At 40.2% G+C, this 24,502-nt stretch carries 15 protein-coding genes and 1 pseudogene; 11 read left to right on the top strand and 5 right to left on the bottom strand.

The window, feature by feature from the left end; genetic code table 11:
* The first annotated feature begins 25 nt into the window (after positions 1-25).
* Complete coding sequence (locus IUZ65_RS10155) at positions 26-2,407, top strand: putative bifunctional diguanylate cyclase/phosphodiesterase (RefSeq protein WP_195703613.1); 2,382 nt, start codon at positions 26-28, stop codon at positions 2,405-2,407.
* A 62-nt stretch (positions 2,408-2,469) separates the two neighbouring features.
* Here the strand turns inward: IUZ65_RS10155 and IUZ65_RS10160 are convergent, their stop codons facing one another.
* Positions 2,470-2,943 carry an Lrp/AsnC family transcriptional regulator gene (locus IUZ65_RS10160; RefSeq protein WP_195703614.1) on the bottom strand — a complete coding sequence of 158 codons (474 nt, stop codon included), beginning with the start codon at positions 2,941-2,943 and terminating at the stop codon, positions 2,470-2,472.
* Positions 2,944-3,094: 151 nt separating this feature from the next.
* Between IUZ65_RS10160 and IUZ65_RS10165 the strand changes: the two genes are divergently transcribed.
* Complete coding sequence (locus IUZ65_RS10165; RefSeq protein ID WP_195703615.1) at positions 3,095-4,048, top strand: hypothetical protein; 954 nt, start codon at positions 3,095-3,097, stop codon at positions 4,046-4,048.
* Positions 4,049-4,264: 216 nt separating this feature from the next.
* Positions 4,265-5,227, top strand: coding sequence for a transposase (locus tag IUZ65_RS10170; RefSeq protein WP_195703616.1), 963 nt, complete (start codon positions 4,265-4,267; stop codon positions 5,225-5,227).
* A gap of 503 nt (positions 5,228-5,730) precedes the next feature.
* Here IUZ65_RS10170 and IUZ65_RS10175 read toward each other — a convergent pair.
* A complete protein-coding gene (locus tag IUZ65_RS10175; RefSeq protein ID WP_195703617.1) occupies positions 5,731-8,289 on the bottom strand; it encodes a DUF294 nucleotidyltransferase-like domain-containing protein in 2,559 nt (852 codons plus the stop codon).
* Between the two features lie 369 nt (positions 8,290-8,658).
* Here IUZ65_RS10175 and IUZ65_RS10180 point away from each other — a divergent pair, with 369 nt between their 5' ends.
* From IUZ65_RS10180 to IUZ65_RS10200, 5 genes are all read left to right on the top strand, one after another.
* Positions 8,659-10,119 (top strand): DUF3360 family protein, encoded by a 1,461-nt coding sequence (locus IUZ65_RS10180; RefSeq protein WP_195703618.1) that lies wholly within the window; start codon positions 8,659-8,661, stop codon positions 10,117-10,119.
* Between the two features lie 848 nt (positions 10,120-10,967).
* On the top strand, positions 10,968-12,254 hold the full coding sequence (locus IUZ65_RS10185; protein ID WP_195703619.1) for a hypothetical protein: 1,287 nt from the start codon (positions 10,968-10,970) through the stop codon (positions 12,252-12,254).
* Positions 12,255-12,449: 195 nt separating this feature from the next.
* Entirely contained in the window at positions 12,450-14,426 is a 1,977-nt protein-coding gene (locus IUZ65_RS10190; protein ID WP_195703620.1) for an oxidoreductase, read from the top strand.
* Between the two features lie 28 nt (positions 14,427-14,454).
* Positions 14,455-15,246: an enoyl-CoA hydratase/isomerase family protein gene (locus IUZ65_RS10195; protein WP_195703621.1), complete on the top strand. Its 792-nt coding sequence runs from the start codon at positions 14,455-14,457 to the stop codon at positions 15,244-15,246.
* A gap of 127 nt (positions 15,247-15,373) precedes the next feature.
* The gene (locus tag IUZ65_RS10200) at positions 15,374-15,886 is read left to right on the top strand and encodes a hypothetical protein (protein ID WP_195703622.1); all 513 of its coding nucleotides are present in this window, start codon (positions 15,374-15,376) and stop codon (positions 15,884-15,886) included.
* Positions 15,887-16,400: 514 nt separating this feature from the next.
* On the opposite strand, the gene fadA is transcribed toward IUZ65_RS10200, so the two are convergent.
* From fadA to IUZ65_RS10215, 3 genes are read right to left on the bottom strand one after another with little or no spacing between them, the layout of a single operon-like run.
* Positions 16,401-17,564: an acetyl-CoA C-acyltransferase FadA gene (gene fadA / locus IUZ65_RS10205; protein ID WP_195703623.1), complete on the bottom strand. Its 1,164-nt coding sequence runs from the start codon at positions 17,562-17,564 to the stop codon at positions 16,401-16,403.
* A 14-nt stretch (positions 17,565-17,578) separates the two neighbouring features.
* Positions 17,579-19,723 carry a fatty acid oxidation complex subunit alpha FadB gene (gene fadB / locus IUZ65_RS10210; RefSeq protein ID WP_195703624.1) on the bottom strand — a complete coding sequence of 715 codons (2,145 nt, stop codon included), beginning with the start codon at positions 19,721-19,723 and terminating at the stop codon, positions 17,579-17,581.
* 27 nt (positions 19,724-19,750) lie between these two features.
* Complete coding sequence (locus tag IUZ65_RS10215) at positions 19,751-21,064, bottom strand: acetyl-CoA hydrolase/transferase family protein (protein WP_195703625.1); 1,314 nt, start codon at positions 21,062-21,064, stop codon at positions 19,751-19,753.
* A gap of 351 nt (positions 21,065-21,415) precedes the next feature.
* Here IUZ65_RS10215 and IUZ65_RS10220 point away from each other — a divergent pair, with 351 nt between their 5' ends.
* The 3 genes and pseudogenes from IUZ65_RS10220 to IUZ65_RS10230 all read left to right on the top strand — a co-directional run.
* Positions 21,416-22,435: a helix-turn-helix transcriptional regulator gene (locus IUZ65_RS10220; RefSeq protein WP_195703626.1), complete on the top strand. Its 1,020-nt coding sequence runs from the start codon at positions 21,416-21,418 to the stop codon at positions 22,433-22,435.
* A 155-nt stretch (positions 22,436-22,590) separates the two neighbouring features.
* Positions 22,591-23,745, top strand: a complete 1,155-nt coding sequence (gene fabV / locus IUZ65_RS10225) for an enoyl-ACP reductase FabV (RefSeq protein WP_195703627.1) — start codon at positions 22,591-22,593, stop codon at positions 23,743-23,745.
* Positions 23,746-23,877: 132 nt separating this feature from the next.
* Positions 23,878-24,476, top strand: a pseudogene (locus tag IUZ65_RS10230) (IS3 family transposase); the annotation flags it as partial.
* Between the last annotated feature and the right edge of the window lie 26 nt (positions 24,477-24,502).

The raw sequence follows: 24,502 nt of genomic DNA on the forward strand, positions 1-24,502 counted from the left end.
AGAAATTATCGCTTTTACGTGTCAGATGAATACTCGCATCCAATACACCAGAGACGAACGACGGCATATTATCAACAATGAGTCACTTAACTGTATGAACAAAATGACACGCCTAAAGAATATCTGGACGATATTCTTTATAATTTTCATCACATCATTCGTGATATTTTCTGGCGTGACCTATTATAATTGGACGTCCAGTAAGCAGATTGTGCTAAACAAACAGCGGACACATGTTGAACTTTTTGGTAATTCAGTTAAGGCATTTTTCGAGTCGCAAGAGTCATTGCTCGATATTCTCGGTGTTCACTTAATCACTCAACATCAATTACCAAAGCAACCCATTCACGACTCTGTTCTTGACAACACCATGCTGTCTTATCCCGCTTTTTTGGGTTTAGGTCTAGTGGCCTATGACGGGCGGCCTTTGGTGACAAGCTCTAACTTTGACTTGAGTAAGGTGCCAAACCTGATGCAACTCGAGCAAACGAGAGATTCATTTATTGACGCCAGAGAAAGCCATAAGATCAACACTGGGCCGACATATATGATAAAAGCGCTGGGGAGCCACACGTTTGCAATGCCCATCCGAAAGGCCATTTACTTGCCGCGTGATGCATCACCCGCTATTGCGGTTATGACGGCGGGCATCAAATTAGACAACACCCCTATCTTTGGTGGCCATACAGACTTAAAACCCTATCATCAGGTGGAAATCGTAAGGCGTGACAAGTATCTTCAATTTAGCACGGATAATGAACACGTAAATTACACAATACCCGTCAGTGATCGATACTATTCCTCTCTAAAACAACATACTGACAATGAACAATATTTCAGTATTTTTGACTATGACCAGCTTGAATCTGGGAAAACGTTTCAAGTGGTCGCCCACTATGACCCATACCTTGAATTTTGGTTTGTTTCCAAAATGGACAAGCAATATATCGTCAGTATTTTCACCAATCGGTTTCTTGCCAGTCTCGCTATATTTTTTCTCTATAACATCGTGTTATTTTTGCTCATTCGTTCCATATCCAGATCAGAAAAAAAGAATAAAAAGGAATTGCTCCAACAAGCGCATCATGACGCTTTAACCGGTTTACCAAATCGTATTTTGTTGTTCAATAGACTCCGCCAAACCATTGCGACCTGCAACCGCAGCAATCACAATCATGCCTTACTGTTTTTAGACATTGATGACTTTAAAACAATAAATGACACCCATGGTCATGAATATGGCGACAGACTTCTCAAAGAAGCGGCATCTCGTATTCGTCAGTGCTTGCGTGTCGACGATACTCTGGCACGTTTTGGTGGTGATGAATTTGTGATTTTATTGCCTCAATTAGATGCCTCCATTGTCGCTGCCAAAGCGCAAGCAGAGCATATAGTGAACGATCTTCTCGAAACGCTTGCTCGTTCCTACTCACTTCAACAACATCAATACAGCAGCAGCGTAAGTATCGGCATCGTGTTGTTTGATGATGATTCACACTCGAAGTCAGAGTTAATAAAACAAGCGGATATAGCCATGTATCAGGCAAAGCACTCAGGTAAAAATACGGCCTGTTTTTTTGACCCAGAGATGCAAAAAAAGGTCGCGGCTCAGTTTAATCTTGAAAATGATTTACGCATTGCGATTATTGAGCAACAGTTTGAACTTTTCTATCAACCTCAAGTTAACCAGTCTAATCAAACTGTAGGTGCAGAAGCGCTTATTCGCTGGATACACCCTGAAAAAGGCGTAGTAGGACCGAACCAATTCATCCCCATTGCAGAGAAGACTGGATTGATCATTGCAATTGGAGAGTGGGTATTAAAAACCGCTTGTGAGCAGTTGAATCATTGGCAGCAACGCAAGGAAACCCAGCATCTCACGCTCTCAGTCAACGTTAGTTATAAACAATTTCGTCAACCTGATTTTGTCGCAATGGTCCGCAAGTTATTGAGCGAGCATAATCTTATAAATGGAAAGCTAAGGTTAGAATTAACTGAAAGTATGCTCGTCGATGACATGAAACGGACGATCTCCCATATGAACGAGCTTCGGGAGCTTGGTGTTGACTTCTCTCTCGATGATTTTGGTACAGGATACTCTTCTCTTAAATACCTCAAAAACCTCCCTCTGAGTCAGTTAAAAATAGACCAGTCTTTTGTTAAAGATGTCGAGTCCGATGCAAGCGACCAATCCATTGTAAAAACCATTATTTCTATGTCTGAAGCTTTAGGGCTTAACGCCATCGCCGAGGGCGTGGAAACACTAGAGCAAAGGACCACTCTAGAAAGGGAAGGCTGCCTAGTTTATCAGGGGTATTTATACAGCAAACCCATACCTATAGATGAGTTTGAAATGTATTTGAAAATCAAAAAGGAAAATAAGGACAATAAAGGGGCACATGTGTAGAAACGCCGTTCAGATTAAGTATTAAAATGTCATTAATCCCAGTGGCCAAGTTCACCGTCTCCCTACAAATCAGGGTCACTTAAGTCTACTTCTGTTGAAAATTTGACTGTGCGTAGTGAAATCGAAGTATGAAATTTTCTAATATTCAGGTCTTTACGCAACGAACCATCCAGAAATTGTTCATATTCCGAAATATTTCTAACACGAACAATTAGAAGGAAATCATAGCTACCTGATATTTGGTAACACTGGGTTACCTCTGGGTATTTCAATATCAGAGTGCGGAAACGTTTGTAGATATCGCCTCTATCTCTGTCCATCTCTATCGAAACCACAAACGTCATAATGTTTCCAGCCAACTCAGGGTTAACCAACGAAACGTCGCCAATAATGGCCTCCCCTTCGCGTAAACGTTTTACGCGCTTTAGACAAGCTGGAGGAGAAAGCCCAACTTCTTCTGCAAGATCTACGTTAAGTATTTTATTATTTTTTTGCAGAATCATTAATATTTTTCGATCTAACCGGTCTATTTCCATAATTTCCTCACGCCATAATTTAAGAAATGTGACACCAAAAAATTGAGTACAAAAGAAATTGAACTCTCCTTTTGATTTATATTACGAAATACAATTAATCACAACTCTCTTATCATAACAGTCTGATACTCATCAGATAAGAGATTGAAGAATGACCCGAATCGTATCCGAGATTAAACATTTAGGCCATGACATAGTGGCGACGACGACATCGCTATTTAAAATAATGATCCCCATGATTATTTTGATTAAATTGGCCGATGAACTAGGAGGCGTAACATTGCTCAGTGGTTTACTCGAACCAGTAATGGAAACGCTTGGGCTTCCAAACTCAATGGCGCTAGTTTGGGCTACCACTATGTTGACTAATCTTTATGCAGGGATATTCGTTCTCATTGATACAGACGTAACATTAACGGTTGCTCAAGTGACCGTGTTAAGCAGCTTATTACTCATCAGTCACGGACTACCAATAGAAGGCATGATATCGAAAGAAGCGGGTGTGCCGATGTGGGCAACACTTCTATTGAGGGTGGGTGGAGGACTTAGCTTTGCATGGATTCAAAATGCGTATTTTGAATTTATGGGCACGCATCAGCACGCTGCACAAATACTTTGGCAAAATGAACCACCCATTTATGAAAACTACTTCGACTGGATTATTGGGCAAGCAGCAAATCTATTTAGTATCTTCGTTGTCATTTGTGTTCTTATCACTGCACTTCGACTACTGAAGTTAATCGGAATTGAAAATGTGATGGCAATGTTGATGATGCCTTTACTAAAAATACTAAGAGTAAGCAAAGAAGCCGCCAATTTAGCCGTAATTGGTATTACATTAGGTCTTTCCTATGGCGGGGGGCTAATCATTAATGAAACAAAGAATGGTAATCTGACAACGAAAGACGCATTAATTACCGTGATGCTACTTAATTTGCTCCACAGCATCATTGAAGACACGGCATTAGTTTTACTTCTTGGTGCTGATCTAAATATGGTTCTTTGGTTTCGAATCATTTTTTCTGTTGGTGTAATGGCGATCGTTTCTCAAATATATTTAGCTTTTACTAACAGAAAAGACGCTGAATGTTGCAGGTCAAAGTAACACTGATAAGGCGGCGCTTATCAAACTAACATTAACCCACACCTGTCACGCACCTATCACGGACACACACCACCTATCACGGACACACACCATAAAGTCCTAGATATAGAATGATTTTATGACAAATTAATCGAAAAATCGTGCACTCTACGTTCCTTGATTTATTTTAGCCATTATTATCTTTACCTATCCATTATTATTCTTTATACGGTATTTATGACTACTGCCAGAAAACAGTTGGTCTCCATTGACTCAACACCTTATTATCATTGTGTCTCACGTTGCGTTCGACGTGGTTTTTTATGTGGTGTTGACCCACTAACTCAGCAAAGCTACGAGCATCGAAGGGAATGGATTGAACACAAAATTCACTCATTATCGCTGGTTTACTGCATCGACATATGTGCTTACGCCATTATGCACAACCACTATCATTTAGTACTTCATATCAATCGCAATAAAGCACTCTCGCTTTCATATCAAGAAGTTATTCAACGTTGGCACCTTAATCACAAATTACCTTTATTAGTACAGCGTTGGCTTACTAATCAATTGACCAGTAAGGCTGAAGAAGAAGCCTGTCTTTCCCTCATCGACTCATGGCGCTCTCGCCTGTGGAATTTAAGTTGGTTTATGAAGGAACTGAATTTTGATATCGCTCTTAAAGCCAATGCAGAGGACCATTGTATCGGTCACTTTTGGGAAAGCCGTTTTAAAAGCCAAGCACTTTTGGATGAACAAGCATTAGCCGCGGCCATGGCTTATGTCGATTTAAATCCGTTGAGAGCGGGCATTGTGAAAACACCAGAAGACTCCGAATTCACCTCTATTCAAGCAAGACTAATGGCGCTGAATGAACAGCAAAAAACCGCACCTTTTTTATTTCCATTTATTGGCAACTTTACCAATAAATTCATTCAGGGAATCCCTTTTAGGTTAATAGACTATATTGAACTCATCAATTGGAGTGCTCATCAATATAGAACAAACAATGCATCAATGAACAATTCAGTACCCGTTATACTACAAAGGTTAAGTTTGTCTCAAACCACTTGGCTTGCAGCTTGTACTCAACTTGAAAGAAGAAGAGCGACGGCTGTGGGATGCTATTGCAACGTAAAAGCGGCCAAAAAATACCTTAATAAATCAAGAATTCACCTTTATCGACTAGATGGTTAGTTTCTTCAACCTGGCTCGCCTTCCCATTCTACTTAACTTGTTTTCGTAAGTGATTGTCTATTTTTTTCAATTGGTTAAACACTCAAATATCGCGATATAATCCGGTAACCTTCCTAAAAATCTCTCAATTTAAACATTCATGTAAAAAACCAATTATGATTATTCAAATTTGAAAGTCTGTATTTTTTGTTCTCCTTAAGTGTATGTCCCTTTTATTTTAAGAATTCACCTTTATCGACTAGATGGTTAGTTTCTTCAACCTGGCTCGCCTTCCCATTCTACTTAACTTGTTTTCGTAAGTGATTGTCTATTTTTTTCAATTGGTTAAACACTCAAATATCGCGATATAATCCGGTAACCTTCCTAAAAATCTCTCAATTTAAACATTCATGTAAAAAACCAATTATGATTATTCAAATTTGAAAGTCTGTATTTTTTGTTCTCCTTAAGTGTATGTCCCTTTTATTTTAAGTGTATGTCCCTTTTATTTTACCTTTTATTTTCTATAAGAAATCTCGTGTCACTTTGTCGTGAAATAGTGAAATACGACTCAGCACATTTTTTAAGTTTTTCTGCTCCAACTTAGTTAAGTCGCTAAGCGCTAGTACATCGTTCACTTTGCGTAAATCTGTGTATTCGATTATCTGGTTTATAAATCGTAGTTGCCAAATATGGTCAAAGATATACACCATTTCACGAAACGTTATCGCATCAATTTCCCCTTGAGCTAACAACCCTTTTAATCGAGCCATGGTATTGCTCTCTCTGATATCATGTTTAAGGGCGTAGATACGACAAAAAATTTCCATTGGCCTTAAACCATCTTTTAGATTGAGTGATGCCCTACCATCGTAGTCTTCTGTTTTTATCTCATCCGAGGTATTCAGAGGTATTTCGTATGACAAACAGTTTTGAGCATAAGTGGGCAAAAATTCGGGATGAATATGAAGTAACGTCTGTATATGTGATTGAATATCATCAACCAGACTCGCGTTACCATAGGTTGAACGAATATCAAAAAACACATTGAGTTCTAGGATCGACTCAGGTGAAGCCTGCTCAACCCAGATACTAAAGTTTTCTTTCCACTCTTTTTGGCTCAGACACCATTGATGGTTCGATGCCATAATTAGCCCATCACAATAGCTGTAACCCGCCTGATTAAGCATGGCACATACTTTTTCTGCTAAGTGTAAAAAGTAACGTCGAATCGACTTAAGGTCTGTGTCCTCCGGCGTTTCAAAAATAATCGCATTGTCTTGATCAGAAAAAAGTGTCATGTCATGACGAGCATTACTACCAAATGAAACAAATGAGAATGGCACTGGTGGTTCGCCAATATCTTCGATAGTCAAAGCAACAAATCGGCATATTGCCGCATCATAAGTACTCCCAATGAGACGACGCAAAAAGTCTGGTCGAGTGCCCGTCTCTATCATGTCTCGAATAAGATCCGGAAGCCGATTGAGTGACTCCACTACTTGCCCGTGACTGCTACCGTTCTCTATCTCAGTAACGATACTACTACTGATCATTTGATAATTGGTTATTTGATTAATAGGCCCAAACCTACCACCATAGATCTTGCGCACGATTGGGCGAAATGAAATGACATGCCCAAGTTTTTCTGACAAAAAAATCTTTGACGTACTTAAAATTATATCAATTTGCTTACCGCCCTTAGTCTTGAGCTGAGCTTCAAATTCGCCGGGTTCACTCTCGTGACTAAATAGCTGTAATAAGTGGTGTAATACGTCAGTGTTTTGAGGGTTATTAGAAAAAAGCTTTTTCCAGATAGATTTTGATTTAAGCTCAGTGTCTGTATAACCAAGCAGTTGGTGAAGGCGACTGTTTGAAAAAATAATTTTTCCGTCCGCTTCAAGTATGTACCCCTCATTAGAGGATTCGACTAGGGCTCGATAACGATCTTTGGCTTCGTGAAGCGCCATTTCAGCCCGTTTTTTACGATTTTCAATAACTTTGGACTGAGCGATGACGTAACCCATAATAACAATAAGTCCAATTGTTATTACAAAAAACACACGATAAAGCGTGCTTTCAAGATGATCTATCCCCTGCTGAACGTCTTCAAAATAGACCCCAGTACCAATAATCCACTGCCACTCTTCAACCCCTTCTACGTAGGTCATTTTAGGCGCGGTAATATTCGGGTCGTCTTTCCACTGCCATTGGTATTCCAAAAAACCATGTTGCTCGGCTTTAACCATTTTAGTTATTTCAACGAATACTGGGAAACCAGTGGTATTTTCACTGTCAGTGTAATTAGTTAAGTCCTGACCTTTTAAATCACTCCGATAAGGATGCATAACCATTTTAGGGTGCATGTCAGTGATAAAAAAGTAGTCTTTGTTCTCGGGTCCGTAGCGCATCGCTTTAACTTCAGTAAGAGCTCGTCTCTGCGACTCTTCTTTACTTAGTACACCCCGTTGTTCCAATCCAACATAACTGTCTACAATACTCACCGCTGTCGACGTAAGTTCTTTGAGCATCTGTCGCTTCTGCCCCAACATCGAATCTTCAACAAGAGGAACAATCACATAAATAATATTGGTGATAAACAGTATGATGGCGGCAACGGTGGGCAATACAATTCGGAGACTAAAACTGGTAAGAGATTGCTGACTTTCATGTTGAGAAGTATGCAGACCACTAAAATAGTCTGCCAATTCAGCAGCATCAAGAACTTCACTTAACGCTTCACCGTGGGTAGTGTCATGATATTTTGCAGTGAAGGTGCCATTTTCAAAATCAGCTCGAGATGGCAAATAACCGTCATAATCATCTCTAATATGCGATTCAAACACATCCCTAATTTGTTGATTGGTGTATCTGCCACCAAACTCCTTGATTGCCTCACCAAGTGCTTCTCTACAATGACGAAAACGGCGGTGGTCATAAGGATCATAGTCCAATTTCCCAGCCATTCTTAGAGAGTGGTCACTTCCTTCATGATCAAAAAAACCGTCAATCCACCTATGGATATCTTCGGCGCGAACACCAAACAGATGTTCCGTGCGATTTGCGTGCTCTGTTATCTTCATTACTTCTATTTATCTCAATAGTGTTATTGACAATATAATCAAAATTGTGCGCCAAGTAGCAAGTCTGTTCAAAACAATCACATTACACCCAAACTTTTTTTTATAAATTAACCTAAATCAATAAATCCACTGGATGGGATTTGTAAACTCATCGTGATTTTGAAAAATCGTATTCTATCTGGAAGGGTATTACCTTCTGGTTATTTATCATCGAAAATTGCCAACCGTCATTTGCCCTCTTTATAAAAAAATAGAGATGCATGGTAGCGTCTGGGATGTCGTCTCGTACTGGTTGAAGACCAGTATACCACGCGTAAGTGGAACGTGGCTGGATATGGCAAAGCTCGAAATCCTACAAGGAATGACTAAATGTCAAAAAAAAATAAGACTTTTTACAAAGATATGCGCCGTAAAGCGCAAGACTTTGAAAGTCGCGAAGATTTTCTAAATCATGATCTTAAGATCATGAACTTCAAACGTTGGGGGATTCATTTACCTTCTCGAGATTACAGTATTGAAATCGAAGACTTTGTGCCAGCACTCGCCGCAACAATAGGCAAAGTTGTGATGGTAACCGCCATGGTTGCTGTATTTGCTGCGCAGTTTGGCCTATCTCCTGAATTTGTCGCCGAAAACGTTCGTTATGAATTGCTCATTGCGGGTGCTCTATTTGTTATTTTATTCTCCGCTATTTTAAACCCTAACGCGAACCTAGCTGGCACGCATGGGCCAATGATTCCTCTCATACCATTGATTGCCGCCGCGGGTGGGCACCCGCTAGCATTAGGCATAATGGTGTGCTTATTTGGCTTGATCTTAGCTTATACCAAAGGGGGGTCAAAACTCATGACTCTCACGGGAGTGGGAGTACGTGGAGGGCTACTTATCTACTTAGGTGCGGTAGGATTGATCGGTCAGATCAACAAAACCGAAGCTTGGGCGGCAAGTAACGATCAAGGTTACATCTCATTTGCCGTTATTGGTGTTACCGTTTTGGTTTACGCCTACTTAGCAAAAGTGAACAAACGTTGGTTAGCCATTCCTTTGTGTTCATTACTTGCCGGTATTGTTGCTTACGCAATGGGCGCTGAATTTGCCTTTACCACAGAACCAGGGCTTCCTCATTTCAGCCCGTTCTACTGGTGGGGTGAAAACACAGGTTGGAAATTAGGTTGGCCAAACCTTGAACACTTTATCGCGGTAACCCCTTTCGCACTACTAGCCGTTGCAATGTGGTCTCCGGATTATCTTGGCCATCGTGTTTTCCAAGAGCTTAACTATCCTAAAGAAGCGAAAGGCGTATTGATGGATGTTGATGACACCATGATGGTAGCGTCGATTCGTCAAGGTGTGGGTACATTATTAGGTGGTGGTAACTTAGCATCATCTTGGGGCACGTACATGATCCCTGCCGCTATTGCTAAGCGTCCGATACCGGGTGGTGCAATGTTAACGGGTATTATGTGTATTCTTGCGGCTGTAATCGGTTATCCAATGGACCTAGCAATGTGGGAACCGGTTCTTCGTATTGCTTTGATCGTCGGTGTTTTCTTGCCTTTACTTGAAGCTGGCATGCAGATGATTCACAAGCATAAAGATTCACTTAGTGCCGGTATCTGTATATTCTCATGTGCTTTTGTTAACCCAGTATTTGGATGGGCAATGACCATGCTACTAGACAACATGGGACTTATTGGTGACCACGAACGTGCTAAATCACTTTCATTTAAAGACAAGTATGTAATTCCTGGAGTGGCCTTTATTATCTGTGTTGGTTCTCTTGCTCTCGTTGGACAACTGCCTGGTATTCCGCCAATAATTGGTAACTAATCGTTTATTAATAACGGGCACTAATAGATTTTAGTGCCCTATTTTACCTTCAACACCTATCACCTATCACCTATCACCTATCACCTATCACGGACACACACCATAAAGACCTAGAAATAGGATGATTTTATGACGAATTAGTCGAAAAATCGTGCACTCTACAACCTTGGTTTGTATGAGATGCCATTGCAACGTAAAAGCGACAAACAAACACGTATATATCGCGATATAACCCGGTAACCTTCTTGAAAAGGTCTCAATTTAAGCATTCATGTATAGAACCAAATATGATTATTTAAATTTGAAATTCTGTATGTTTTGCTCTTCTTTGAGTGTATGTCCCTTTTATTTTCTGCCTTTTATTTTCCTTTTATTTTTTCATCAATAATGAACTTAATTGCTTCGTACATTAGGGCGATTTATAAAAGACGGTGCGGAGCCGTGATCTAATGTTATGACTAGCCCCTGTTTACTGCTGTTTATTTGGCTTTTTTTTACCTTATTGACACTGCATACCAAATACTCACATATACCCTATCCGTATAAACCGAATACTTTACAAAAAACGATTTGATCAATAATACAGTCATACCTGAGACTCATAATCGTTCCAATTTAAAAGAAGAAATTCACAACACACCCTCCTTCTATTTTAATAATATGACAACTCATAATTATATTTGCTCGTCAACTTAACAACCGAAAGTAGTAATTTAGAATACATCACAAATAACACCCCATGACACGAAATGTCAAATAGCTGTCTTATTGAAACAATAAACAACCTGCAATTAAATAGTAAATTGGCTCATGAAAATATAGCTTCCAACATTTATAGGAGAAATTTTATGATTTCAAAAAAATGTCTATGTGCAGCCATACTATCATGCACTGCTGGACTTTCTACAAATACTAATGCTGCAATTTTTGATATGGGAGAAGCAGGGAAACTCGAATTAAATGCTGATGCATTTATTAAGGGTTACTCCGTTAACAATAACGCAAGCAGTATCGGTGAAGGTGTGTCTGAAAAGGGTGCACAATCACGAGTTCGTTTAAGCATGAATATGTTTAATACTTCTGATTGGGCAATGTACACTCGATTACTAGGTTATTACGATTGGGCTGGCGACCGCCGCTACTCAAATGGAGCAGGCTCTAGCGTTAATGACGGCACAAATAGTGATTCGCTTTCATTAGATGTCGCCTTTCTTGAATATCAAGGCATTGATTCATGGTTATTTCGTGCAGGTCGCCAAGAGGCAAGTTGGAGTTATGGTTTCAGCATAGAAGATGACCGCCGTGACCGAATTATTGCTATGAATAACATCACTCTTGATGGTGGTCACATGATGTTGTTTGGCTATTATGATTTACGTTTTGCTAAAGAGCATTCAGAACACGTTAATGCGCCAAATTTTCGAGATGACCTCAACGTGTATGCCATTGGTACGGTGGGTAACTATCAAGATTTAGACTGGGGAATGCAATGGGCATATTTTGATGGTAGCAACGCTTCACCTAGCGAAAGTTCCAATCCTTATCGCATGGATGACGTCCATCTCTTCTTACCAAACTTTGCAAAGACTATGGGGAATTTCTCATTTAAAGGGGCTGCAAATATAATTTTTTCCGATTCAAACAGCGACAAGGACGCGGTCTATTTTTGGGGCAATGATAATATAGCCGCCTTCTTAGAAGGTGGCTACCAATTTCTCCCAGAGTTTCAATTGCAAGCGCAAGTAGCCGCATTTACCGACGGTGGTTTAATTGGCAATGGTTGGGATAGTTATTCGTTATTGATAAATAACGATCCAAACAACGAAATAAACCCGGCAAGAACCTTTCACTTCGGCGGATATGGTAACGTTGATGGTCGCGGTGAAGACGGATTACTATATGGCTTAAGAGCAAATTGGAATCCAAATGAAAAACTCAAGCTAACGTTTGCTATTGGCCATTTAGACGTTGATTATTATGGCGAACCAAATAATCAAACTGAAAGTACTTTTTACGATATTAAAGCGTTGTATGAGTTTAGCCAGGGAAACAGTATTGAAATTCGTACTGGTCATGCAGATGGAGACTTAAAAGACACTTCATTACTAACGACTCTTAGGGTTGGCTTTGGATAATAGATTAGAACTTCTACTAATTAAACATTTTATCGATATTTAAGAAAGATCTATTTTTCTTATAATTGAAAATAAATTATATCTTTTTAATTTTTAGCAGAAAGTTCCTATAATTTAAAATTTTCAATTTCTTTAGATATGCGCAAGTCTGCATTTACTATTAATCGATTGCAGCTGTAAATAAAGGAAACAAAGATGAACAGAAAATTATTTACACCGTTTACTATTAATAAACTGGAGTTAAAAAACAGAATAATAATGACAGGGATGCACTTAGGCTATAGCTTTGATAAAGAAATTGAATTTTTCAAAGCCAGAGCGAAAGGAGGTGCAGCCGCAATAATCACCATCGCTGGCGTGAACGAAGAAGGCACCATGATTAATATGCCATTGATTGACGAATCAATCATGGATAACTTTAATAAGTTATCCAACGGCATTCATGAAAATGGTTCTAAAGTCATTGTGCAATTATTTCATGCAGGGAGAAACGGTCAAGTCGGTTTGATGAAAGACAGGACCAAAGCGCCCGTTGCTCCCTCATCTGTGCCATCGCCTATCTTTAAGAGTGTTCCCAAAGTAATGACTATTGAAGATATCAATAGAACTATAAACGATTTTGGAAGCGCAGCGACAAGATGTAAAGAAGCAGGAATAGATGGGATAGAGATTAATTGCAGTGCAGGTTATTTATTGTCAGAGTTTTTATCACCGTTAACGAATTTGAGAACCGATGAATATGGTAAGACTCTAAAAAATAGGATGAAATTCCCAACGGAAGTCATAAAAAAAGTACGAGAGTCAGTAGGGAAAGATTATCCAGTAATATTAAGAATATCAGGCAGTGATATGCTGGGCGGTTATGGCATTAAAGAGATGCAAACGTTCGTCAGTTCTCTTGAAAATGGATTGATCAATGCGGTAAACGTTACAGGAGGATGGCATGAATCACGTGTACCTCAAATTTCGTCTCAAGTACCAGAAGGCGGTTATTCTTTCTTTGCTGGTGCAATAAAAAATGTAGTTGATATCCCCGTTATTGTTTGTAACAGAATTAACAATGGAGAAATAGCAGAAGAGATTTTACAAAAAGGACTTGGCGACTTTGTTGGTTGTGCAAGAGCATTTTTGAGCGACCCTCAGTTCGCAAATAAAGTAAAAACTAATACCCCATATAGAAGATGTATCGGTTGCAATAAAGCCTGTATTGAACGGGTATTTCAATTGAAAAATGCGTCTTGTATATGGAATCCTGAAAATGGACGTGAGGGAATTGAACGTCCAAAAGTAGATAAACAAAAGGTACTAGTTATCGGTGCAGGCCCAGCAGGAATGGAAGTCGCGAAGCATTCTGCAAAGTTAGGGCACGATGTGACGATATGTACTGAAGATAGCGAGGTAGGAGGGCTTTTACATATAGCAGGAGCTCCACCACGCAAAGACGCTATTTTAGAAAACATTAATACCATGCATTATGAAATTAAGCAGCTTGGTGTAAAAATAGTCGTCAATACAACTGTTGACCCAGGGTTTATCAAAGACTTTGCTCCAGATAAAACATTTGTAGCCACAGGAAGTTTGCCTGTAGTCCCCTCTATTGAGGGCATAAATGAAGATAATGTCTATTTAGCAGATGATGTTTTACATGGCGACCCACAATTACTCACAAAATTGAGAAAGGGAAAAACCTGTATTATTGGTGGCGGTGTTGTCGGGTTAGAGACTGCGCATTATCTAGCTGAAAGTGGCTTAGCAAATACATTAGAAACCTTTAATTTCTTAGAACATTATGTACCTAAAGAGTTACAACGCGAAATTTATAAATCCATGGATATTACCGTTGTAGAAATGCAAGGAAAGGCTGGCACAGATTTAGGAGCACTAAGGCTTTTCATGTTAGGTGAATTAAAACAATTGGGCGTAAAAATACTGACAAGAACCAAAGTTCAGTCAATAAGTTCACATGGACTTACCTACACAAATGAAGAGGACACTATTACTCAACCAGTGAATAATATCGTCCTTGCCATGGGTTATAAATCTAACGGCAAACAACTCATCGAATTCTTAGAGCAAAATAACTACAGCTACGACATTATAGGTGATGCGAAGAAACCCGGCAATATAGAGAATGCCACGATTGATGCATATCGTGCCGCTTTAAATATATAAACGGTATTTAATAGTAAAGGATATTATAATGGAACTTAAAGAAACAAAACTAATGATTAACGGTAATATAGGCATTATTACACTTGATAATCCAAAAACAATGAATGCAATAACCATACAAGTTATTGACGAAGTTATTGATTCCTTAGATGTACTCGATAAAGATAATAATGTAAAAGTTATCGTTATTACAGGAACCGATAAAAGTTTTTCTTCAGGTGGCGATATAAGACATTTTGCTGGTCTACTTGCTAAAGGTAAAACGCTACCAACAGAAGGGATTGAAAATATTGGTAAGATGATAATGAAAATTAGAACAACACTTAAACCTTGTATCGCAGCATTGAATGGCGTTGTTGCTGGTGCTGGCTGTAGTGTGGCATTAGCGTGTGACTTTAGAATTATTCCAGATACTGAGAAAATAGTAGAAGCGTTTATTAATCTCGCACTATGCGGAGATTCTGGAAACTTATACCTTTTGAATAAAATGGTGGGAAGTGCCAGAACAACCGAGATAATGATGTTGGGAAAAACATTAAGTGCTGATGAAGCAAAGAACCTTGGGCTCGTTAATAAAGTTGTTAAACGTGAGGACTTCTCTGATACAGTTAATAAATTTGCGCTTAGATTAGCGAATGGACCACTTTTTGCTTACGCTAAGCAAAAAGATTTAATTAATAAAATCAACTTTGGAAACGACTTTGAAGAGTATTTGGCCATCGAAGCTAAGTATATGAAAGAATCCTCAATGACTGAGGATTTTAAAGAAGGCGTTCAATCTTTTATAGAAAAAAGAGCACCTAAATTTATAGGCGAATAACCTCACTAAGACATAAAAACATGAAACACTCCTGGTAGTTTAAATAGTAATAAATTCGAATAAAATAGCAGTAATGACAAGTTTCATTATTGGCTTATTCACCTACGCAATATAGAGGAAATAGAATATGTCCGAACACACTAAAATAACAAAAGGATATCTTATCTTAGCCAGTTTATTTGTAGTATGGCTAGTTATTTGTAATATTATTTTTGTCGATATTTTCAAAATTCACGATACATGGCCTGCATTTTTTATTTGTATATTCTTCTTTGCTTACGAATTAAAAATGGAACGACTAAAAGAGATATTCATAGGCGCAACATCTGGATTAATTATTGGATTTACCATACCCATATGTCTAGATTTTTTAAGCAACTTTCTACCTTTTATCGTAGCATTTAATCTTTATTTAGGAGTGGTGTTGTTTATAATTATTGGAACAAAACCAGTGGCTCATACCTATCTTAATCCCACTACATTTACCTATGCACTTATGTGCCTAATTAGTTTCCAAAATGGAATTGTCATTAAAGATCAAATTTTTGGATGGACTGCAACCATGTTGCTTGGAGGAGCCTTGCTTATTGTTGGGCTTGTAGCCGTTATCAAGGTTTTAACTAGGACTACTCAGAAGTAATAAGCTGTCGTTGCAAAGATAAGGTCGACCTGGACTTACTCTGCTTTCGGAGTAAGTTCTTTTTTCAATATTTTGTTAAAACAAGTCTACTAAAGAGTACAAACCAAATCCCCTCTCGCACCATCCTCAGCCTATCGGCTGATATTCGCCTTGTAGCGCAATTCTTAACTGATTACACGATTATTAGCACTACAGAATATATCTCAACTCAATGACTATATATTTCATTGAAAACCTCATTTTTCAAATACGCAAATTGTTACCATATTCTGTTGTCAATTTGAATTAATGAACTCTGTATATGTTGGTTCTACCTTGGCATTGCGCTCCGCCGATAACGTAACTGTGCAGGAGGTGAAGATCATTCTTGTAGTGACGGAATTGATTCAAATCAAAACATAGCAATTTCATTTGAAGGATTAATTTTATTAAAAAAATGCCGCTTACATAATAAGCGGCACTCATATTATTTAGATATCAATAAAAGAAACATGCACCCTAAAAAAGGCCCGTGTTAAACAATTTCGATAATCGTGGCAATACCTTGTCCCATGCCAATACACATGGTAGCTAAGCCGTAGCGCCCTTTTCGCTGCTCCATCACGTTAATCAAGGTACCCACAATACGAGCACCAGAACAGCCTAAAGGATGACCTAATGAGATAGCACCACCGTGCAAGTTGACCTTTTCATCGCGACTTTCCCACAAGCCAAGCTCTTTCAAGCAAGGTATGGATTGTGCGGCAAACGCTTCATTCACTTCGGCATAATCAATATTATTGATGGATAAACCCGCTTGCTCCAACGCTTTTTTGCTGGCAGGAACAGGGCCAAAACCCATAATTGCAGGGGCAACTCCTGCCGTGGTGGTAGCTACAATACGAGCTCTTGGCGTTACGCCTAATTCAGTGGCTTTTTCTTCACTCATCACTAACAAACAAGATGCGCCATCAGACAGAGCTGATGAAGTTCCAGCTGTGACGGTACCTGAAACAGGGTCAAACACAGGCCTAAGTTGAGCCAGTGATTCTTCCGTTGTTTCAGGGCGAATCACTTCGTCATAACTTACCAGAATGGGAACGCCATGCTCATCATGCCCTGAAATGGGGACAATCTCATTATCAAAGCGTCCTTCTATAGAAGCCTGCTGGGCTAAGCGGTGAGAACGAGCACCTAACATATCTTGCTCTTCTCTTGGAATGTCATACATTTTGCCTAACATCTCAGCGGTTAAGCCCATCATGGCTGACGCTTGTGCAATCTGTTTATTATTTTCAGGGTTAAGATCCACGCCATGAGTCATTGGAATATGCCCCATATGCTCAACGCCACCTACCAACACAACCTCCGCACTACCCGCTTTAATGCTGTTGCAGGCCATATGAAGCGCATCCATAGATGAACCACATAAACGGTTCACTGTAGTGGCGGTAACTTCAACTGGTAGGCCAGCAAGTAAAGCCGAGTTTCGTGCCACATTCATGCATTGTTCTTCGGTTTGTTGGACACAACCCCAGATGACGTCATCGACCATTTCAGGCTTAACATTGGGTTGGCGGTTAAACATTTCCGACATCAATACAGCAGACAGTTTGTCGGCACGAGTATAACGAAACACACCATTCTTAGAGCGCCCCATCGGTGTACGAATTGCATCAACAATAACTACATTTTTCATCTTCATTTCTCCGATTAAGCGTAAAAGGTTTGGTTGTTTTGAACTCTTGACACCAAGCCTTCAGGTGCCTGATACAGCTCTCCCAAATGTTCATATTCTTTGGTAATTTCAAGTACTTTAGCGAGGCCCATTTTATCCATGTAATAGAACAGTCCACCACGGAATGGAGGGAAGCCCGTTCCATAAATCATGGCAATGTCGCCTTCTTCCGGTGAAGAAATGATCCCTTCGTCTAGGCAACGGATCGCTTCAAACATCATCGGCAACATCATCCTCATCATGATGGTATCACCATGCAGTGCGGCAGGTTCACCACGCAACTCCAACAACATTTGCTCTGTCTCAGCACATGGAGAGAGGCGCATTTTGCCACGGCGATCAGGCTTATATTGGTGATAGCCTTGACCATTTTTCTGCCCAAAACAGTTCTTGCCCGCCAAAATGCTGATGGTATTCACTTCTGGCTTAGTCATTCTTCCAGGGAAAGCGTCATCCATAACATCGATACAATGTGCAGCGGTATCAAGCCCAATAACATCTAGCAAATTCGCAGGCCCCATGGGCCAACCAAAGTCTTTTTTCATCACTTTATCAATGACCGCCAAATCACCACCATCGAGCAGCAGTTTATTTAGTGCTAAGAAATAAGGCGCTAGACAACGGTTAACGAGGAAACCAGCACAATCATTGATAACAATCGGTTTCTTGCCCAGTTGCGCCACATATTTGACCGCTTTAGCAATGGTGCTTTCACTGGTTTTCTCCCCACGGATTACCTCAACCAGTGGCATCATATGCACCGGATTAAAGAAGTGAATACCACAGAAATTTTCAGGCCTTTTTAACTTGCTGGCTAGACCGCTAATCATTAGGGTAGAAGTGTTGGAGGCTAAGATAGCGTTTGGTGCGACTTTCTCTAACTCGCCAAGGACCACTTGTTTCACTTTCGGGTTTTCGACCACCGCTTCGATAATTATATCGCTGTTTTCTAAAGCATTATTGTGCAAGGTAGGCATAATACGATTGAGCACTTGCCCCATCTCTTCTGGCTTTTTACGCCCTTTGCTAACCTGTTTGGTCAGCAATTTATTCGCTTCATTTAACCCAAGAACCAACCCAGACTTGTTGATATCTTTCATCACCACGTCCATACCCTTATCTGCAGTTACATAGGCAATACCCCCACCCATGATACCAGCACCAATGACACCGATTTCTTTATGCGCTTGTTCTTTCTTCGCCCATTTTTTACTCACTGAATTTACGACTAAATCGGCAACGGCAACATTAACAAGCGCATCTGCTACGCCCGTATCCACACAACGATTCACACCTTCGATTTCTAACGCTAATGCAGCGTCGCGTTCACAATATGCCGCTTTTTCAAGAGTCTCAAGGATGATCATTGCGGTTGGATAATGTTTCCCCGCTGCTCTAGCAACCATGCCTTTAGCAACATTAATTGACATGTTGAGTTCATACTTGTCAAGCTTAAGTGGTTGCTGTTTCTCTTTACGGCGTGCTTGCCAATCGAACTGACCTTCAATACAAGAAATGAGTACTTGTTCCGCTTTCGCAATAGGATCGTTCTCTTTTGGATCAACAACACCATCGGCCACACCTTGCTTAATTAGCTTGTCCGCACGGAAGTTTTTACCTGTGGTAAACCACTCTAGCGAGGTATCCAAGCCACATATTCGAGGTAAACGAGTCAACCCCCCCCACCCTGGTAAAACGCCTAACTTCACTTCAGGCAAGCCCATTTTTACATCGGTTGTTACCAGTCGATATTCTGCCAAGAGTGATAGTTCAACCGCTCCACCAGCTGCCACACCGTTGACGATAGCAACTTTAGGTATATTCAATTCTTCTAGGCGACTATAAATTCCTTGTGCCCATGATATATAGTCGCTCATAACCTCTTGACCGCCCAAAAAGAGTTCTTGGAATGCTTTTATATTCGCTCCAACACTAAATGTTGACTTCGCAGAACGAATAATCAGGCCTTTCGCCGCACTTTTTTCAATAACGGTTATGGCATCAGACAGTTCCAATAACGCTTCTTTGGTTAATACATTAAATTCGCTAGAACGCATATCAAACACCAGTTCTGCGAACTGATTACGTTCTACAACTTGAAAAAATTCACCTTGATACATAATGATTTCCTTGTACGTTAAATGGACTTATCGAATTCGACCAATTTGTTTTGCGGTATCACGCAGCTCTTGACGAAGTTCTGGGTGCGCGATGTTTATCATTGCTTCTGCTCGCTCGACCGTACTTAAACCGCGAAGGTCAGCAATACCGTATTCGGTCGCAATCAACTGCACATCATTACGAGGCGTGGTAACGGGTGTGCCTTCTGGTAATGCCAATTTAATGGTGGATTCCATACCTGTTGGAGCTTGGTAGGTAGAAGCCAAAGCAATAATAGACAAACCGCCCTTAGACATACGCGCGCCACGAACAAAGTCCACCTGACCACCAGAACCGGAGATCTGGGTATGCCCAACACCTTCCGAAGCCACTTGACCAGTCAAGTCCACCATAATGCACGTATTGATAGAAATGAGATTATCGTTCTTAGCAATTTCTACTGGCTTATTGACCACAGTGACATCACCAATCTCAACATTATCGCCGTTATGGAGAAAATCCATTAACTCTTGTGATCCCGCGGAAAAGGCAGTGACTACTCTATTAGGTTGATAGTTTTTCTTGCTACCGTTCACTACGCCAGCTTTACACAGCTCCATCATAGATTCGGTGAACATTTCGGTATGAATGCCCAAGTTCTGATGGTCTTTTAAACCAACACCTACAGCATCCGATAATGTGCCAATACCAATCTGAATAGTGGAACCATCTTTGATTAACGGTTTGATGTGGTTGGCAATCTTTGTCTCGACTTCACTCGGCTTATCTGGTTTTGATGTGGCGATAGAGTGATGCCCTTCGGTGAGATAATTGACTTCAGAGACATGAATAAGGTTTTCAGGATTTCCCACGAAAGGCTGTTGATCATTGCAAACTGTGATAATCAGTTGCATCGTGTCTACGTTTTGCATAATGAAACGATTGCCCATGCCACCACAAGCGCCCAAGCTCATATAACCTTCTTCGTTTGGCGGCGTCGTTTCTATAACCATCACATTGAAGTTCTGCTTTAATAATACTTCATCAACATTGGATAGATGATAGGGAATGATTTGCGCATTACCCTTTTGCTGAAATTTCTTTTCTAATGGCCCCATAAACAGACTTTTATAATCAAGATGGCCAATATATTCGGGCTTTAAAAACTCATAAGGGTAGGTAAATAAACCAGAGTAAAGCGTGGTATTTTTCAACTCGAGCGCTACTTTATTCAATTCCTGAAAAAATAGAACGGGAACAGATAGAAACCCTCCGCCCCAAATTTTGTCACCAGATTGAATCATACTGGCGGCTTTTTCGTTAGAGATCAGTTTATCGTTATAAGAATTTTGCCATGACATAGAATTTCGCCTCTTAAGAATGCCAACAGCTTAACAGCTCCCATAAATAACCAGGATAATTAAGCTGTTGATAATTAGGATAAAAAAGTAAGCTTTAAACAATTGCTGATAAAGCATGTTCAATTTTCCCAATTACATTACCCCAAAGGCATTCTTTATCTGTTGACCAACTACGTCACTAAATTGCTCTAATCAGCCAATATCCATTAATCTCGACTCTGCCTAAAAAATACAATATCGTCATCCGTTGAAGGTACAAATAAACGTATAATCGCTAGTAATAATATGGAAAATAATGAAAAGACTATCGATATAATTATTGCAGCGAACTAATGAAGCGAGCAGGTACCCATGCATACTAACGAAATAGAAGACAGGCATAGCATTCATTCCGGTTGGCTCAAAATCATAATGCAAACACTGCAAGCACATAATATTGAAACAAGCCACTTGTTGGATGAGTTTCAGCTTTCTGCCAATCATTTCGGTGAATATGATATTCGTAACTTGCGTTCAATACATCAATATGCGATCAAAACCTCCCATAATCCCCTTTTCTCTGCTGATGCGGCCAACTACATCACACCCTTCTCTTTTGGCTGTTATTCATTGATGTTGTGGTCAGCTCCAAACGTACATCAACTGATTTGTGATGCGGCGAGGTACTTCATTTTTGTTGCTCCACAAATCCGATTAAAGGTAGTAGAACTCGAGGGCATAACCGAGATATGGCTGATTAATAATAATTCCAATGAATCCACCAGAGTAACCACCATTGGCATGATCACCACAGTCAGTGTCTTGCTGACTATAATCAGGAAAACCACAGGCCAACGGCTACCCCGCTCGACATACCATAGTGCTATTCCAAATTGCGATTCAGAAATAAGAGCGGCACTCGAACATCGGTTTGACACTAAAATTGTATCTACTAGCTCTCATCGACGCTTGGTGTTTAAACGAGAAGACCTCAATGCACCGTTAATACATAGCTCTCCCGAGACTTATCAGGCCAACCTTGCAATCGTCAAAAGGCGAACTATCCAGCTCAGTAAATCCGATGTTATCTTGCAATTGCATATCATTTTTGAACAAGCAGAAACCTTGCAGCATATGACCATTCACAATGTTGCCTCACAACTGTACGTTAGCCCTAGGACACTTAACCGAAAACTGACTAAAGTTGGCACCACTTTTAAAGCCACATTAGAAAATTATCGACTTGAAATGGCTTTACAGTTGTTACGAGAACCCAATACCCCAATCACCACCATTGCCTATCATCTCGGCTTCTCTGAACTCAGCAGCTTTTCTCGGGCATTCAAACGCTGGACAGGATATTGCCCGACTCAAATCGACAATCACCCATAATATCGTTTCACTCATTCTCTCAAAAAAAGCCATCTCATTGACCAGATACGCCAACCCATTTTGCTAGCGACTTGGTTCTCAACTTTGTGGTTGTAAATATTTTAGAGTGCGGACATTAACTAACAATTAATCCTTAACTTACATGAGAAAACAATATGGATATCAAACCAATAATTAAAGGTGTTGTAGCGAAGAACTGTCATCCTGACGGATGTAAACAAGAGGTTCTTAATCAGATTTCGCAAGTAAAGAAGTTGCCATCTATTGCTAATGGCCCTAAGAAAGTACTGGTATTAGGTGCTTCTTCCGGGCTCGGCCTTGCGAGTCGTATTTCACTGGCTTTTGGCTCAAATGCAGACACTATTGGGCTCTCTTATGAACGTCCACCATCAGACGAACAAACTGGCACCGCTGGTTGGCACAACAACGTTGCTTTTGAACAAGCCGCCTCTGAACATGGATTAATAGCTAAAGACTTTATTGCTGATGCTTTTTCCGCCGACACCAAACAAAATGTAATTGACTACATTAAGACCAAATTTGGTGGTGAGGTCGATTGCATTATTTATAGTTTGGCAGCGGGCGTTCGGCCAAAACCTGACGGCAGCGGTATGTGGAAATCTTCCTTAAAAGCCATTGGCGAACCCTTCACTGGTAACTTCATCAACATTGAACATCAAGCTATGATAGGGGTCACTCTACCCGTAGCCTCAGAGCAAGAAATAGAAGATACCGTCAAAGTGATGGGTGGTGAAGACTGGCAAGAGTGGATCAGCGAACTTAGTCAAGCCGGTGTATTAGCAAAAGGGGTGAAGACCGTCGCCTATTCTTATATCGGTTCTGATATCACTTACCCTGTCTATTTTGGTGGCACGTTAGGTCGAGCAAAACAGCACCTGCACACCACTGCGGATCAGTTGAATGATGCATTAACCGCTCTAGGTGGTGAAGCCTATGCGGCAACGTGTAAGTCCACGGTATCAAAAGCGGCGGTGTTTATTCCGGGATTATCATCCTACATGCTTGCCTTGGCTAAGCTACTCAAGCAACGGGGCGAATACGAGACATGTGCAGAACATATGCATCGGTTGATGACGGATTTCCTTTACCATCCAGATGGTGCGCTAACCGATGATCAACGACTGCTACGTCCAGATAACCGTGAGCTTAATCCTGAAGTTCAAGATCAAGTCAAAACCATGATGACTCATATCACTCCTGAAAACTTCACTTCACCAAACGTTGGAGACTACGAAGGCTTTATTAAAGAATTTATGTGTATCAACGGTTTTGGCGTTAACAAAAATTAATGGCCAAATTAGGGGGCATTCGCCCCCTTGTAAAGCAAAGCTTGAACCTAATAACGAGAATGTAATTAATCACTGAAAACAATAGATAGCTATTTTACTTAAAGAGAACTTCGACCAATAAGGACATGTTTGCGTATACAAGAACGACAGGTATTGGATGAAAAAGTAAAGGAAGCTTTCGACAGTAGCAAAGGTAGAGATGGTGCAAGGCGAATTCAGGTTGAGTTAGCTGAGAAGGGTAATAAACATAATGTCAAAACTATCGCTGCCAACATGAAACGACAGAGCCTGGTGGCGAAAGCGACACGAAAATTTAAATACACAACGGACAGCAACTCTTGTTTGTGATGCCTTGTCGATGGCTCTGTTCCGTAGTGGCTTCCCTGAGGATGTAATTATCCATAGTGACAGAGGAAGCCAGTACTGATCTAAAGATTATCGTGACCTCATAACTGCTTATAATTTTGGGGCAAAGTATGAGTAGAAAAGAAAATTGTTGGGACAATGCTTGTGTAGAGAGTTTCTTCCATTCGATGAAAATTGAAGCGATCCAATATGAACCTATCATGACAAGAGTTACTATGCGTCAAGCGGTCTTCGAATACATTGAGGTTGATTATAATCGAACTAGAAGACACAGTGCTCTTAGGTATTTAAACCCAATTAACTTTGAACAAAAAATGTCGCTTAATTCATTGTCCAGTCCTGCTGGAGCAGATCACTTATTTTGATCTCGATAATAGTGTCACACGGATAG

Source organism: Vibrio sp. VB16 (assembly GCF_015594925.2).
Lineage (GTDB): Bacteria > Pseudomonadota > Gammaproteobacteria > Enterobacterales > Vibrionaceae > Vibrio.

Bases quoted from the DNA above. Each gene is read 5' to 3' on its own strand.
- IUZ65_RS10185 (WP_195703619.1), top strand. From the start codon at position 10,968: ATGATTTCAAAAAAATGTCTATGTGCAGCCATACTATCATGCACTGCT.
- IUZ65_RS10180 (WP_195703618.1), top strand. From the start codon at position 8,659: ATGTCAAAAAAAAATAAGACTTTTTACAAAGATATGCGCCGTAAAGCG.
- IUZ65_RS10220 (WP_195703626.1), top strand. From the start codon at position 21,416: ATGCATACTAACGAAATAGAAGACAGGCATAGCATTCATTCCGGTTGG.
- IUZ65_RS10170 (WP_195703616.1), top strand. From the start codon at position 4,265: ATGACTACTGCCAGAAAACAGTTGGTCTCCATTGACTCAACACCTTAT.
- fabV (WP_195703627.1), top strand. From the start codon at position 22,591: ATGGATATCAAACCAATAATTAAAGGTGTTGTAGCGAAGAACTGTCAT.
- IUZ65_RS10200 (WP_195703622.1), top strand. From the start codon at position 15,374: ATGTCCGAACACACTAAAATAACAAAAGGATATCTTATCTTAGCCAGT.
- fadA (WP_195703623.1), bottom strand. From the start codon at position 17,564: ATGAAAAATGTAGTTATTGTTGATGCAATTCGTACACCGATGGGGCGC.
- IUZ65_RS10195 (WP_195703621.1), top strand. From the start codon at position 14,455: ATGGAACTTAAAGAAACAAAACTAATGATTAACGGTAATATAGGCATT.
- IUZ65_RS10190 (WP_195703620.1), top strand. From the start codon at position 12,450: ATGAACAGAAAATTATTTACACCGTTTACTATTAATAAACTGGAGTTA.
- IUZ65_RS10155 (WP_195703613.1), top strand. From the start codon at position 26: ATGAATACTCGCATCCAATACACCAGAGACGAACGACGGCATATTATC.
- fadB (WP_195703624.1), bottom strand. From the start codon at position 19,723: ATGTATCAAGGTGAATTTTTTCAAGTTGTAGAACGTAATCAGTTCGCA.
- IUZ65_RS10215 (WP_195703625.1), bottom strand. From the start codon at position 21,064: ATGTCATGGCAAAATTCTTATAACGATAAACTGATCTCTAACGAAAAA.
- IUZ65_RS10165 (WP_195703615.1), top strand. From the start codon at position 3,095: ATGACCCGAATCGTATCCGAGATTAAACATTTAGGCCATGACATAGTG.
- IUZ65_RS10175 (WP_195703617.1), bottom strand. From the start codon at position 8,289: ATGAAGATAACAGAGCACGCAAATCGCACGGAACATCTGTTTGGTGTT.
- IUZ65_RS10160 (WP_195703614.1), bottom strand. From the start codon at position 2,943: ATGGAAATAGACCGGTTAGATCGAAAAATATTAATGATTCTGCAAAAA.